This window comes from Pyxidicoccus sp. M6, from assembly GCF_055568925.1.
In genome coordinates this window covers 9,625,141-9,639,094 of record NZ_CM145714.1, presented here as the reverse complement: position 1 = coordinate 9,639,094, position 13,954 = coordinate 9,625,141, and the positions used below count along the sequence as shown (strand labels likewise).

9 protein-coding genes are annotated in these 13,954 nt (G+C 72.8%); 8 read left to right on the top strand and 1 reads right to left on the bottom strand.

Annotation, left to right across the window (positions count from 1 at the left end; genetic code table 11):
* Positions 1 to 30 precede the first annotated feature (30 nt).
* A complete protein-coding gene (locus tag ACVTJA_RS37805; RefSeq protein ID WP_465827496.1) occupies positions 31 to 1,092 on the bottom strand; it encodes an asparaginase in 1,062 nt (353 codons plus the stop codon).
* A 73-nt stretch (positions 1,093 to 1,165) separates the two neighbouring features.
* Between ACVTJA_RS37805 and ACVTJA_RS37800 the strand changes: the two genes are divergently transcribed.
* The 8 genes from ACVTJA_RS37800 to ACVTJA_RS37765 all read left to right on the top strand — a co-directional run bounded on the left by ACVTJA_RS37800 (position 1,166) and on the right by ACVTJA_RS37765 (position 13,949).
* Positions 1,166 to 2,167: a DsbA family protein gene (locus tag ACVTJA_RS37800; protein WP_465840622.1), complete on the top strand. Its 1,002-nt coding sequence runs from the start codon at positions 1,166 to 1,168 to the stop codon at positions 2,165 to 2,167.
* Positions 2,168 to 2,175: 8 nt separating this feature from the next.
* A complete protein-coding gene (locus tag ACVTJA_RS37795; RefSeq protein WP_465827495.1) occupies positions 2,176 to 3,522 on the top strand; it encodes a DUF4388 domain-containing protein in 1,347 nt (448 codons plus the stop codon).
* On the top strand, positions 3,519 to 4,541 hold the full coding sequence (truD, locus tag ACVTJA_RS37790) for a tRNA pseudouridine(13) synthase TruD (protein WP_465827492.1): 1,023 nt from the start codon (positions 3,519 to 3,521) through the stop codon (positions 4,539 to 4,541). The genes ACVTJA_RS37795 and truD overlap by 4 nt, the downstream gene beginning before the upstream one ends.
* Positions 4,542 to 5,020: 479 nt before the next feature.
* A complete protein-coding gene (locus ACVTJA_RS37785) occupies positions 5,021 to 5,386 on the top strand; it encodes a PEGA domain-containing protein (RefSeq protein WP_465827490.1) in 366 nt (121 codons plus the stop codon).
* A 52-nt stretch (positions 5,387 to 5,438) separates the two neighbouring features.
* Positions 5,439 to 7,646 (top strand): protein kinase domain-containing protein, encoded by a 2,208-nt coding sequence (locus ACVTJA_RS37780; protein ID WP_465827488.1) that lies wholly within the window; start codon positions 5,439 to 5,441, stop codon positions 7,644 to 7,646.
* Positions 7,643 to 9,577, top strand: a complete 1,935-nt coding sequence (locus tag ACVTJA_RS37775) for an Ig-like domain-containing protein (protein WP_465827486.1) — start codon at positions 7,643 to 7,645, stop codon at positions 9,575 to 9,577. The genes ACVTJA_RS37780 and ACVTJA_RS37775 overlap by 4 nt, the downstream gene beginning before the upstream one ends.
* A gap of 44 nt (positions 9,578 to 9,621) precedes the next feature.
* Positions 9,622 to 10,995 carry a hypothetical protein gene (locus ACVTJA_RS37770; protein WP_465827484.1) on the top strand — a complete coding sequence of 458 codons (1,374 nt, stop codon included), beginning with the start codon at positions 9,622 to 9,624 and terminating at the stop codon, positions 10,993 to 10,995.
* Positions 10,992 to 13,949, top strand: coding sequence for a PKD domain-containing protein (locus ACVTJA_RS37765; RefSeq protein ID WP_465827481.1), 2,958 nt, complete (start codon positions 10,992 to 10,994; stop codon positions 13,947 to 13,949). The genes ACVTJA_RS37770 and ACVTJA_RS37765 overlap by 4 nt, the downstream gene beginning before the upstream one ends.
* Positions 13,950 to 13,954: the final 5 nt, after the last annotated feature.

Here is a 13,954-nt window from a genome sequence, read left to right as displayed (position 1 = left end):
GCATGCTGCCTTCTTCTCCACCACCCGCCGTCACTCCGCCCGTACCCGGCGCGCGGGACGGCGGCGCTGCGGCGCGGGTGGGGGGACTGTCGGCCGTCCGACGGTCAGCTCGCCCGCTACTGGCGTCCGGATGAAGCGCGCCAGGGCCTCGGGCGAATGCGGGTGGTAGGCCAGCCCCTGCATCAGCTTCACCAGCGCCGCCGAGGGCGTCATGTCCGAGCCGCCGATGGCCCCCGCCGCCAGCGCCTCGGCACCGGACTCGTAGAGGGAGAGGTCCACGCCGTTGCGGTACGCCTGGCTCACCACCACCACTGGCACGCCCCGCTCCCGGGCCTGGGTGAAGAGGGGCCTCAGCGAGCGGCCCAGCTCCGGGGCGATGGGGAAGTTGCCCGCCCCGTAGGCCTCCAGCACCAGCCCGCTCACGTGCGGTAGGAGCTGCAACGGAAGGGACGGGTCCAGCCCCGGGAACACCTTCAGGAGGAAGACGCGCGAGTCGAGCTTCTCGAAGAGGCGGAAGGCGCCGCGCGGCTTGAGGCCCGGTTCGAACGTCGCGTCCACGCCGAGCGTGCCCAGCACGGGGCAGTTGGGGCTGTCGAAGGCATCGTACTCGGCCACCTTCACCTTGCGCGTGCGGTTGCCCCGGTACAGGTGCGAGTCGAAGCAGATGGTCACCTCGCGCGGCCCCTGGAGCGCGGACAGCACCGCGTCGATGAGGTTGAGCCGGGCGTCCGAGCGGAGTTCGCCCAGCGGCCGCTGCGAGCCCGTCAGCACGACCGGACAGGGCGGGTTGCGCAGCATGAAGGACAGGGCGCTCGCCGTGTAGGCCAGCGTGTCCGTGCCATGGGTCACCACGGCCCCGTCGAAGTGGGGGAGACGGCGGTGGAGGTGGGCGGCCATGCGGCTCCACAGCTCCGGCTGCATCTCCGAGCTGTCGAGGTTGCTGAACAGCTCCAGCTCGATGTCCGCGAGGCGGAAGAGCTCCGGGGCGCGGGACTTGAGCGTCTTGAAGAAGGCCGCGGGACGCAGGGCGGACGGCCGGCCTCCGGCCATTCCGAGCGTGCCTCCGGTGTGCAGCAGCAGGACTCTGGGCATATGGGCAAGGGGGCTTCCCTGCCAAGGCTGGCCTTCCTTTACAAGCCCCGCGCGCATGGCTAAGACCCGCCGCGTGCTCCTTTCCTGCTGGAAGCGTGTCATTCCCCTGCTGGCCGCCACCGTCCTGACGGGGACCGGCTGCAAGAGCCCCGAGGGCGCCACTCCCGCCGCGTCCCAGGCCCCCGCCGCGGCTCCGGCGGCACCGGCCGCGCAGGCCACCCCGCCGCCCGCGGCTCCCGCCGAGACGGCGCCGCCGTCCGACCCCAGCGCCGTTCTCAGCGGCATCCCGGGCATGGACTTCTCCTCGCTGTCCCCGGCGGCGAAGCGCGAGCTGGCCACCGTCATGAGCGACGAGTTCTGCTACTGCGGCTGCCCCCACACGCTGGGCGCCTGCCTGAAGCAGCACACGCCCTGCAAGCACGCCAGGCGGATGGCCCGGCTGGCCGCGCGCATGGTGGCCGAGGGCAACCCCGCCACCGAGGTCATCGTCTCGCTGTCGCAGTACTACGCCGGCTTCCGCGACGCGCGGGCGCAGTTCAAGGTGGATGACCGGATGTGCACCGGCAACGCCAGCGCGCCGGTGACGGTGGTGGAGTTCTCCGACTTCGAGTGCCCCTACTGCGGCAAGGCCCGCCCGGTGCTGGAGGCCTTCGCGAAGAAGAACGCGGAGCAGGTGCGCTTCTGCTATCTGCCCTTCCCGCTGTCCAACCACGCCAACTCGGTGCCGGCGGCGCAGGCGGCGCTGTGGGCGCGTGATCAGGGCAAGTTCTGGCAGATGCACGACGCCCTCTTCGAGCACCAGGAGAACCTCAAGCCGGAGGCGCTGCCCGCGCTGGCGAAGAGCATCGGCCTGGACGGCGACAAGCTGGCGGCGCAGCTCAAGACGGACGCGTACAAGCAGGAGCTGGAGGCTTCGCGCAACCAGGGCCGCGCGGCGGGCCTCACCGGCACTCCGTCCGTGTACTTCAACGGGCGCGCCATCGAACTGGGCTTCATCCAGGACGAGCTGCTCTCCCACAGCCTCGAGGACGAGCTGGAGTGGCGCGCGAACAACAATGCCTGGGCGGCTGACTGACGCCGGGCATGACGTCTCGCTTCCGCATCGAGGGGTCGGGTCAGCTCGCCCCCGAGGACCGGCAGGCCCCCTCTCCACTGACGGGGCGCACGGGCTCGTACGCGCTGATACCGACGTCGCCCGACCTGCTCGTCTTCTCGCGCACGCCCGCGCAGGGGGGCTCCATCCCCGTGCCGCGCGTGGTGCTGTCCGGAGACGCGGGCGGCTTCCCGCTGTCGGACCTCATCGCGTTCCTCAGCCAGTCGCGCTGGAGCGGCGTCATCCGCGTCAGCTCGCCCGGCGGCGAGCGCTCCGTCACCTTCCGCGAGGGTGAGGTGCGCGGTGCGTCCTCGGACGACCCGGCGGACCGGCTGGGCGAGGTGCTGGTGCGGCTGGGCTACGTGGAGCGCCCCCAGGTGGAGGCCGCGCTGCGCGAGCACCCGCCGTCCAAGATAGGCCGCGCGCTGGTGGAGAAGGGACTCCTGCAGGCGCATGACCTCTTCAAGTGCGTCACCCACCAGGTGAGCGAAATCTTCCACGCCATCGTCCTGTGCCGCGAGGGGAGCTTCTTCCTCGTGGACCAGCCGGTGGACGAGAAGACGGGCCACATCATCCAGCTGTCCACGCAGAGTCTGCTGATGGACAGCATCCGCAAGATTGACGAGCTGGCGCACTTCCGCAAGCGCATCCCCCACGGGCGGCTGTACGTGGCGCGCAAGCGCCCCTCGGACGGGAAGCTGGAGGAGGACGAGGACAAGGTGCTGGCCATGCTCGACGGCCGGCGCACGATTCTGGAGCTGGGCCACGCGGCGCGGCTTTCCGAGTTCGACATCACCAAGGTGGTCTTCCGGCTGCTGGAGGGTGGCTTCGCGTCGGTGACGGACAAGCCGCTCGCGGCGCCCGCGGCGGGCCCGGCGACGCCCACGCCGGTGCCGCAGGTGAAGCCGCCCGTGGCCGCGACGCCGGTTGCTCCCGTCGCGCAGCGCGTGGTGCCCGCCGTGGACCCGCGGCCGGTGGCGCGCGTCTTCAACTTCATCTTCCGCGAGATTCGCGACGAGGTGGCGAAGCAGGGCATGGACCGCGAGTTCATCGCCGCCGCCAACGCCGCGCTCTCCGGACAGGCGCTGTCGTCGTCGCCCGTGCTGGAGGGCCTGGCCTTCCTGGCGGATGGCAGCCTTCCGGAGCCGAAGCTGATCGAAGCCTTCGAGAAGCACCGCGCGCAGCTGGGCAGCGAGCCGCTGGCGTCCTTCAAGCAGGCGCTCAGCGACGTGATGTTCTTCCTGCTCTTCCAGGCCGGCGAGCTGCTGGAATCGCGCGCGGACGAGGACCTCGCCCGGCGCGTGAAGGAACTGCTGGCCACGCTCGAGGCGTCGTGACGGATTCCGAGCTGCCGCGGCTGACGGCGGACGTGCCCGGGTGTGGCGGCGCGTTCAAGCTGGTGCCCGAGGACTTCGAGGTGGAGGAGGTGCCGGCGTACCTGCCTTCGGGCGAGGGCGAGCACCTCTACCTCTGGCTGGAGAAGCGTGGCCGGGACACGCGCGAGGTGGTGAAGGCGCTGGCGCAGGCGCTGGGCGTGTCCGAGGACGACGTGGGCGTGGCGGGGATGAAGGACCGGCAGGCCGTCACCCGGCAGCTCCTCTCCGTGCCCGCTCGCGCGGAGGCGAAGCTGGAGGGCTTCGCGCTGGAGGGCGTGCGCGTGCTGTGGACGAAGCGCCACGGCAACAAGCTCCGTACCGGGCACCTGCGCGGCAACCGCTTCCGGCTGCGGCTGCGCGACGTGAAGGACGTGGGCGCCGCGCGCGAGACGTTCTCGCGGTTGGTGGCGCGGGGCGTGCCCAACTACTTCGGCGAGCAGCGCTTCGGCCGCGCGGGGGACAACGCGGACCTGGGGAAGCTGCTGGTGCTGGGGCAGCGCCTGCCGAAGCGGCCGGACCGCTTCCAGCGCAAGCTGTTCCTTTCCGCCTTCCAGTCGCGCCTGTTCAACCGGGCGCTGGTGGAGCGGCTGCGCGCGGGCACGCTGGACACCGCGCTGCGCGGGGACGTGCTGCGCAAGGAGGAGACGGGCGGCCTCTTCGTCTGCGAGGCGCCCGAGGTGGATGGGCCGCGCGTGGCCGCCTTCGAGGTGAGCCCGGCCGGGCCGCTCTTCGGGCCGAAGATGACGGCGGCCGCGGGAGAGGTGGCCGAGGCGGAAGGGCGGCTGCTCGTCGCGGAGGGCGTCACGCTCGAGGACTTCAAGCGCGGCGGCGGTGAGACGGAGGGCGGGCGCAGGCCGTACCGCGTCCGGCTGGGCTCGCCGGAGCTGACTCCCGAGGGTGACGACGTGTGGCTCACCTTCGAGCTGCCTCGTGGCGCGTACGCCACCGAGGTGCTCCACGAACTGCTGAAGGACGGCTGAGACGGACGCGAGCGCGGTGCCTCGGACGTCGCCTTCGCGCGTTCATGCGACGGGTCGCCGCTTCGACCGCGCGCTGTACGGGGGCCTTCCTGGCCATGGCCGCCGTGAGCATGCCCCGGCTCCCACCGGAGGACCGCTGGCCACACCCAGGAACCGCCAGCCCCACTCGCACCGCCAATGACTCATGAGTGTGTCTTGTTGGTATTGGTGGTCCAAATCCATTGTCAGACGTTGAGATGGATGTTTTTGAACGTGACGAGTCATTCGACCTCGTCCCGGAGTCGGTGGGCTCGTGTCGCAGGGGTGGAATGCTCCTGAGAGTCGGCCCCACTCTGACAGGGGCCCCCCGGACACCGCTCTCGGGGGCATGCAGGCGGTCCTCCGCGAGACACCCGAGGAAAACAGTAACGCCATATCTTGACGGCATGGCAGTTATTAGGGCTCCATTGCTTGTCATGATGACAAGGTGTTTCTGGGTTGTGTTGGTTGTGACCGCGGGGGGCCTGGCCTGCGCCACCGCGCCAGGGCCGCAGGCGCCGAGCGAGGCGGTGCTGCGTGAGGAGGCGGTGGCGTCGGAGGTGGCGTCGCCGCGGCCGAAGCCTCCACCTCGCGCCGCGCGGACCGGGCTGCGCTTCGACGTCCAGCCCGCCGAGGCGCAGGTGATGGTGAATGGCCAGGCGGTGGGCACCGCGGGCAGCCTGCGCGATGCAGGGGGGATGCTCCCACTGCCCGCGGGAATCCACCAGGTCAGCATCCGGCACCCCGGGTACGTGACATGGCGGGCCGAGGTGACCGTGGCGGAGGACCCGGAGCCCATCCGCGTGACGCTGGCTCCCATGCACTGAGCGGCTCGGGGCGCTGGTATCGAGGAAGGAGCGGGAAGCACCGCGTGGGCACATGCCCACCACCACACGGGGGCTCGATGTGAAACCGCTGAAGGCTCAGCGTCGGGTGTTCAAGCTGCCGTGCGTGGACGCGCCGGAGTCCCGGGCTCGGCTCTCCAGGAGCATGAAGGTACACGGCCTGTTCGTGCCTTCCGACAAACTGGAGCCCATCGGTACTGAGTTCTCGCTCCAGCTCACCTTCCAGAGCGGCAGGCCCGTGGTCTCCGGGCGCGTGCAGGTGGTGGAGCACGGCGTGACGGGGCGCTCGCGCGGCTACTTCGTGAAGTACGTGGAGCTGGACCCCGGCAGCCTTGAGCTGCCGCTCAATCCTCGAAGGCCGACTCCCGCGCAGTCGCGGCCATCCCCCCGCCGTCCTGGTTTCATCCCTCGCGTGTTCACGGAGCCCCTCACGGAGCGCGGGGGACCGCAGCCGGAGTGCATCCCCCCGCCGCCTCCGGATGATGATGAGTATTCCTCGAGCAGCGCCCCGACCACCTTCCACATGAGCGGGTCGCAGCTCCAGTTCCGGCGGGAGCACCTCAAGCTGGCCGACACCTCCGTCCCATCGCTCCGGCTCGTGTCGCCCCAGGTGCCGGACACGCGCAACGAGAGGTCCCCACATCCCGCCGAGGGAGCCACTCCGGTGGGTATCCGCCCCCGCTCCGTCGACAAGGACGCCTCCGGACTGACGGACTACTCCGGCGAGGAGCTGCTGAAGGCGGTCGACCCGCTGGCATGGCAGGGCGGACTGCGGCCCTTCGACATCTTCGGTCCCTACCAGCTCCTCAAGCGCCTGGGAGCGGGTGGCATGGCCGAGGTCCTTCTCGCCCGGCGGTTGATGGGGGATGGCGTGGACAAGCTGGTGGCGCTCAAACTCGTCTTCCAGGAGTACGCCAGCCACCCTCGTCTGTCCGCCCTGTTCCTCACCGAGGCACGCCTCAGCGCGACGTTGCAGCACCCCAACCTCATCCAGGTGTTCGACGTGGGCTCCGCGGCGGGGCGGTCCTTCATGGCCATGGAGTTCGTGCATGGCCGCAACGGCGCGGAGCTCATCCAGCGGTTGCGCGAGCGCGGCAGGCCGCCGCCCGTCGCCCTGGCGGTGGCCATCAGCATCGAGCTGGGCAAGGCGCTGGAGTACCTGCACGAGAAGCGGGACCTGGACGGCCGGCCCCTGCACCTGGTCCATCGGGACGTGAGCCCGGGCAACCTGCTCATCAGCCTGCACGGTGCGGTGAAGCTCCTGGACATGGGCGTGGCGTCCGCGAGCATCGCCGCCGGCAACGACGAGCTGCAGGTGGGCAAGCGCGCGTACATGTCCCTGGAGCAGGCGGCGGGCGGCAAGCCGGAGCCGGGCTGGGACATCTACGGCATGGGGCTGGTGCTCCATGAGTTGCTCACGCTGGAGCGCGCTTTCGAGGGGGTCACCGAGCCGAATGACTTCGCCGTCTCGCGCCGGCAGAAGTTGCGGCCGTCGGCCACCAACCCCCGCATCCCCGCGGAGCTGGACCGGCTGGTGCAGTGGGCCACCGAGCCCGACAGGTCGCGCCGCGCGCCGAGCGCCCATGCGTTGCGCGTGGCCCTGGAGCAGGTGCGAGACAGCCTGCCCCCCTTCGACCTGGTGAAGACGATGCGGGAGCTGTTCGGCGAGGAGCTGGACGACGCGCAGCGCGAGACGGAGGCGCTCATCGCCATTGCCCGGAGCCGGGACGGGGAGGACGCCTCACGCGCTTATCGCCGCTTCACCTCCGCGGTGCTGGACCTGATGCCCCGCGCGGTGCGGCTGGTGGTCGCCCGCCACCGCCGGGCCCTGCGCTGGGCGGCGCTGGCGCTGCTCACCGTGCTCCTGGCGGGAGGCGCGCACCTGTGGCAGCGGCGGCAGCAGCAGGTGCTCCTGGACGCGCGCCTGGCGCGCGCGGACCAGCTCGTCGCGGCGGCGAAGCTGGCGGGCCCCGGTCAGGACACCGCCCTGGCGCAGCTCCTGGCGGCCCGGGAGCTGCGGCCGGAAGATGCCCGTGTGCAGGCGCGGCTGGAGGTGCTCGCCGACACCTTCACACGGCTGGGCGAGGGGGCCGAGCGCCGCGGTGACGTGACGGAGGCGGCGGCCCACTTCCGCGCGGCGCTGGAGGCGGACGCGAGCCGCGAGCCCCTGCGCAAGCACATCCAGGCCCTGGAACAGGAAGTCCGCGGCGGCGGGCGCCGCTCCACCCGGGAGGCTCCATGAGACAGGCCAGAAGGTTGTTGCTGCTGCTGCTGCTGGGCGCGGGGGCCGCACGCGGAGCGTCGCTGTCGCTGGACCAGGGGCCGGTGGTGCTCGGGAAGGCGCAGTCCGTGGGTGTCACCCTGCGCGTGGAGGAGCCCGCCGGCGCGGCCCTGGCTCCACTCCGGCTGGCCGTCAACGTGGGCTCGTTCGGCCCGGTGACACGCCAGGCCCCCGGCGTCTACCGCACGGTGTACGTGCCGCCGCCCACGCTCTTCCCCCAGGTGGCGCTGGTGGCCGTATGGCACGAGACGGGCCGCGAGGCTCCCGTCGACTTCCTGCGCATCCCCCTGTACGGGGCTACCCGACTGGACGTGCGGGTGCGTCCCGGCACCGAGGCGCGCGTGCGCGTGGGCCTGGAGGAGTTCGGCCCGGTGAAGGCCGGGCGCAACGGGCGCGCCACCATTACCGCCCACATCCCGCCGGACCTGCGCGAGGTGGAGCTACTCGCCTGGCAGCGCAATGGCGCCACCGCCACCAGGGCCCTGCCCATCCGCGTGCCGCCGTACAACCGGCTGACCGCGGCCGTGGTGCCCCAGACGTTGCTGGCGGATGGGCTCGCCTGGGCCCGGGTGGAGGTGCTCTACGACGCGGGCGGAAGGCCCGTGTCCCCCGGCGCCCTGAAGCTGGTGGCGGAGCCGGGCACCGCCACGCTGCTGTCGGCCAACGGCGGGCGCTTCACCTTCCGCTACCAGCCCCCGGCGGGCACCCTGTCCACCGAGGCGCGGTTCCGGGTGAGTGTGGACGGAGACGCGGCGTCGAGCGCCACCGCGAGCCTGAAGCTCGGGCTGCCCCCGCCCGCCACCGTGCGGCTGGACACGCCGAAGCGGCCGCTACCCGCCGATGGCACGTCGCGCGCCGAGCTCACCGTGCGCGTGTTCGACGCGGCGGGCCTGGGGCTTGCCGGGCAGGCGGTGGAGGTGCGCGCCAACGGGCGGCTCCTGGAGGGACTCACCGATGCGGGTGGCGGGCAGTACCGCGTGCCCTTCGCTGCGCCCGCCCTGTACCCGCCGGGGGGCGTGGTGCGCTTCGAGGCCACCGCCCTGGGACGGGAGGGACGGGCGCGCGCGGAGGTGGACTACCAGCTCCAGCCCGCGGCCGTTCCCTCCGAGCTGCGCGCGAGCCTCACCCCGGCCCTCGTTCCCGCCGACGGCACCACCCCGGTCCACCTGTCGCTGGACGTGCGCGATGCGGCCGGGCTGCCGCTGGAGGGGGCGCGGCTCGTGCTCGCCGCGAGCCATGGCTCGGTGAGCGCGGCCACGGCACTCGCTGGCGGCGGCTACGAGGCCACGTACGTGGCGCCCGGGGAGCTTCCGGACGGGCCCGTGGAGCTGGAGGTGCGGGATGCGTCCGGAGGCTTCTCGCGGCGCGTCCCCGTGGCGCTGCGCGCGGCCCCACCCCGGCTGCTGGCGGGCGTGCGCGCCGATGTCGTCCTCGGCCCCGGCTCTCGGGTCGGGCCGCGCGTGGGCCTGGATGCCTGGGTGCCGCTGCGGCTCGGTGGCACGTGGCTGGGCGCGGGGCTGACGGCCTCCGTGGCTCGCGTCCGGCGGCCGGTGACGGACGAAGCGGGGACGCTGCGCTCCGAGTCGGAGGCCCTCTACTTCCCCGTGAGCCTGCGGCTGGGCTGGGAGGTGTACGCCGCGCGCCGGGTGAGCGTGACGCTGGGCGCCGGAGGCCAGGCCACCTGGGCGCGCTTTCGCACGTCGCTCACCGGCACCGAGGAGGGGCGGCTGGGCCTGGGCGGGCTCGGCTTCGTGATGGGAGGCCTCTCGCTGGGGCCGGGGCAGGCCTTCGCCGAGCTGTCGTACTCGCACGCGAGGGTGAGCACCGAGGGCTTCCGCCTGGACGCGGGCGGCCCGGGCTTCGCGGCTGGCTACCGGCTGGGGTGGCGCTGATGGGCCCGTTCCCTCGCGGTTGGCCGGCGGCTGGGATGACGCTGATGGGCCCGTTCCCGCACGCACACCTCCTGCTCGCGATGTTCGCGCTCCTGTCCGCGTGTGGCATCGGTGGCGGCGCGCAACCGCCCGTGGTGCTGGCGGTGAGCCCGTCCCAGGGCGGCCGGGAGGCGGAGGTGGATGTGGAGGTCACCGGGCGCGGCTTCCTCCCGGTGGTGGAGACGGACTTCGCCCGTGGGGAAGGGCGGCTCGACGCCGGCTTCCGGGTGCATCTCGTTCCGGCGGCCGCGGGCGAGGCGATGGCGCTGGGGGAGGTGCGCTACGTCTCCACCGCGCGGCTGTCCGCGCGCGTCCCCGCGGGCCTGGAGCCCGGCACGTATGACGTCGTCGTGGTGTCCCCGTCCGGAGGCGAGGCCCGGCTGGGAGGGGCCTACCGCGTCGTGGCCTCGGCCGCGAGCGTGGCGGCCTTCCGCTTCTCGCTGTCGTCCCTCCAGCACGTGGGGGTGCCGTTCCCCGTGACGCTCACCGCCGTGGATTCGCAAGGGCGGACGGTGGAGGGCTTCACGGGCACGGTGCGGCTGGATGACAACACGGGGAGCGTCAGCCCCACGCAGGCCGGGCCCTTCGTCCTGGGACGCGCGCTCGCGTGGGTGACGGTGGGGACGCCGCTCGGCGGCAACGTGTTGCGCGCCGAGGATTCCCTCGGACATGCCTCGGAGTCGGAGCCCTTCGAGGTCCGCAGGGGCCCCGCGGTCCAGGTGGCCTGGGTGGGGAATGCGCTGGACGTCGAGGCGGGGACGTGCGCGGGCCCGGTGGAGGTGGAGGCGCGCGATGTGCTCGGGGCCCCCGCTGAAGTGGACACCCCGCTGGAGGTGCCGGTGAGCGCCGACCCTTCGGAGGGGCTCCGGCTGTTCACCGATGCCGCGTGCACCACCGCGCTGCCCGAGACGGGGCTGGCGCTCCCCGCCGGCCGCGCCCCGCTGTACTTCATCGCCACGCGCGCGGGAGGACTGGTGCTGTACGCACGGCCTGCCGCGCTGCCCGGTGCGCGACAGGTCCACGCCGTGCGGCCCGGGCCCGCGGCGTCACTGCGCTTCACCTCGCCCGCGCGCGCTGTACGCGTCGGCGCCTGCTCCGCGGAGGCGCTGACGCTGGAGGCGCTGGACAGCTTCGGCAACGCCACGCCTCCCGGAGGCTCCATCCAGGTGGAGCTCTCCGCGCCCCCTGCCTCGGGCCTCACCTTCCACTCCGACCCGGGGTGCACGGTACAGGCCGGGCCCCTCGTCCTGTCGCCCCAGACGCCTTCGCGCTCCTTCCACGTGCGCGCGTCCGCGCCCGGTCCGTGGAGTCTTGCCGCCACCGCGCTCCCGCCGTCGGACCTGGCGGGGGCCTCGCAGGAGGTCCTGGTCGAACCATGAGCGCCGCCCCTGTCACCCGGACCCTGCTTCCGTCGCTCGCCCTGCTGATGGCCTGCGCGGTGGCCTGCGCTCCGCCAGCATCCTCCGGCCCCCGTCCCTCCGCCGTCTCCCCCGAGAGCGGGACCTCGGATGTCCCCACGCGCATCGCCATCTCCGGAGCGGGCCTGCTGCCCTTGGTGCGCACCGACTTCTCCAGCGGCGAGGCCAGCTACCTCGACACGGCCTTCCAGGCGTGGCTGGACGGCACGCGCCTGCTCGACGTGCGCCCGGGCGCGCAGGGGACGCTGGAGGCCACCGTGCCCGCCGGACTCGCGCCCGGCCGGTACGCGCTGACGGTGAGGGACCCGGCCGGCCGCGAGGGCTCGCTCCCGGACGCCTTCTCCGTGCGCTCTCCGCTGGAGCCACCGGATGCCGCCGTGGCGGGCTTCCGCTTCGAGCCCGTGGGGCCCCAGCGCGCGGATGAGCCCTTCACCGTCACCGTGCTCGCGGTGGACGCGGACGGCGAGCGCGTGGCCGGGTTCAGGGGGACGGCGCGGCTGACGGACGGGACGGGCACCGCGGTGCCGGACACGCTGGGCCCGTTCATCGAGGGACGCTGGAGCGGCCGCGTGGAGGTGCGCCGGAGCGTGGCGGAGGACGTGCTCACCGTGACGGGCTCCGGTGGGCAGACCGGCAGCTCCGGACCCTTCTCCGTGTCCGCGAGGGAGGCGGTGGCCCTGCGCTTCGACAGCCCACCCCGCGCCGTCAGCGCGGGCGCATGCTCGGAGCCGCTGGTGCTCGCCCGGGTGGACGACCTGGGGCAGCCGGTGACGGACGGCGCCATGCTGGAGCTCACGCTGGAGCAGGACGCGCCCCAGCCCCTGTCGCTGTACTCCGACGCGGCCTGCACTGCCCCCATGGAGCGGCTGGTGCTTCCCCCCGGAGCTGGCGCCATCGTCTTCCACGTGCGACGAGCCTCCTCCGGTGTCCTGGTGCTCACCGCGCGCGCCGGGGGACTGCGGCCCGTGAGCCAGGCACTCACCGTGACGCAGCGGGAGCTGGCCCGGCTCGACTTCGTCACGCCGCCGCAGGTGCTCGAGGCGGGGGCCTGCTCGGCGCCCGTCCTGCTGGAGGCGCGGGACGCCGATGGCAACGCACTCATGGTGACCACGCCCCTGACGGTGGGCTTGAGCGCGAGCCCCGCCGCGAGCCTGCGCTTCTTCGCGGACGCGGGCTGCGCCACGCCCGTCACGTCCGTGGCGCTGGCGATTGGCGCATCCCGCATGGGCTTCTACTTCCAGGGGACAGCGGCGGGCCCCGTGGACGTCACCGCGTCGACCCCGGGCGTGTCCCCAGCGGTCCAGACGCAGTCACTGACCGCGGGCCCCGCGGCGGAGCTGGTCTGGAATTCCATTCCCTCGCCCCAGCGGGAGGGCGCGCCCTTCGCCGTGACGCTTCGCGCCCGGGACATCCATGGCAATGCCGCGACGTCCTTCACCGGCGCCGTGACTTTCGGCATGGGCCCCACGGGCACCGTCACCTGTGCCACTGGCTGCGCCAGCGCCAGCACCACGACCGCGTTCGCCGGTGGCGCCTGGACGGGGCGCGTCACCGTGGGTGGCGCCACCGGCACGGGATTCCAGCTCTCGGCCACGGCGGGGAGTCTCCGAGGTACCTCCAACGCCTTCGAGGTCCTGCCCCTCTCCACGGAAGAGCGCCCGCTCGCGCGCTTCCGCTACGGGCCCGCCGTGGTGGTGGCGGGCCGGTCCGTCGCGTTCGACGCCTCGGACTCCACCGACGACATCACGCCCGGCTCGGCCCTGGAGGTGAGCTGGGACTTCACCGGCGCGGCTCCGGGCAACCCTCCGTGGACCGCCTGGACCCCCACCAAGATTGTCAACCACGTGTACGCCACGCCGGGCACCTATACGGCGAGGCTCGCGGTGCGCGATGCGGCCGGTGGCGTGGGCTACGCGTTCCACCGGGTGGACGTGCTCCCCGACGCGACGGGCCTGTGTGTGGTGGACACCGTGTCCGAGCGGGACGATGGGGCCAGCTCGTGCGCGGGCCCCTTCGGGACGGACGGCAAGCTGTCGCTCGTGGAGGCGGTGCGCCTGTCCAATGCCAGCTCCAGCCGGGAAATCATCACCTTCAGCGGGCCGATGACCCTGCCGAGCTTTCCCAAGTTCAACCTCACCGACGGGGCGGACATCATCGCCCCCTCTGGCGTGACGCTGGATACGGACACCTTCACCCAGAAGGCGGGGGCCTCGGTGGTCTCCGGCCTCCGGTTCGAGGGGCGCATCCTCTCCGCCACCGTGGAGGCGGGCGCGGCGCTCACCTTGCTGGACGTGGAGGTGGTGCGCGGCGGCGTGCTCGTGCAGGGCGCGCTCACGCTCCACCGCACCCGGCTGGTCGACTGCGAGAAGAGCTGCGTGAGGCTCGACGGCGCCTCCGCCTCGGCGGTGGTGCGCTTCTCCGAGCTGGCCGGCGCGACGGAGTCGGGCATCCAGATGGTCAAGTGCACCGGCGCGGGCGTGGCGGTGGAGCTCCAGTCCACCGTGCTGAGCGGCCTCGGCCAGGGCGTCTCCCAGCAGTGCGGCACCCTCCAGGCGCGCCACAACACCTTCTCCTCGAACGGCGTGGGGCTGAAGTTCCAGGGCGGAGGCGGCCACGAGGTGCGCAACAACGTCTTCACCTCCAACACCACCGCGGTGGACTGTGGCCTGGCGACCTTCGCGGCACGCGACTTCCACCACGTCTCCGGGAATGCCTCCAAGGGGTGCGTGGACGGAGACCCGGCCACGCTCACCTCCGACCCGCTCTTCCAGGACGTGGCGTCACTGGACCTGCGGCTGCGGTACGCGAGCGCCGCGCGGGACTCGGCGCTGGACCTGGGCCTGGACGTCAACGACGCGGCCCCTGGCCTGTACTTCGGCCTGGGCCCCGACCGGGGCGGACGCGAGAGCTTCTGAAGCGA

Excerpts from the sequence above, each read along its gene's own strand:
- ACVTJA_RS37780 (WP_465827488.1), top strand. The coding sequence starts at position 5,439 with ATGCCCACCACCACACGGGGGCTCGATGTGAAACCGCTGAAGGCTCAG.
- ACVTJA_RS37805 (WP_465827496.1), bottom strand. The coding sequence starts at position 1,092 with ATGCCCAGAGTCCTGCTGCTGCACACCGGAGGCACGCTCGGAATGGCC.
- ACVTJA_RS37765 (WP_465827481.1), top strand. The coding sequence starts at position 10,992 with ATGAGCGCCGCCCCTGTCACCCGGACCCTGCTTCCGTCGCTCGCCCTG.
- ACVTJA_RS37770 (WP_465827484.1), top strand. The coding sequence starts at position 9,622 with ATGGGCCCGTTCCCGCACGCACACCTCCTGCTCGCGATGTTCGCGCTC.
- ACVTJA_RS37795 (WP_465827495.1), top strand. The coding sequence starts at position 2,176 with ATGACGTCTCGCTTCCGCATCGAGGGGTCGGGTCAGCTCGCCCCCGAG.
- ACVTJA_RS37775 (WP_465827486.1), top strand. The coding sequence starts at position 7,643 with ATGAGACAGGCCAGAAGGTTGTTGCTGCTGCTGCTGCTGGGCGCGGGG.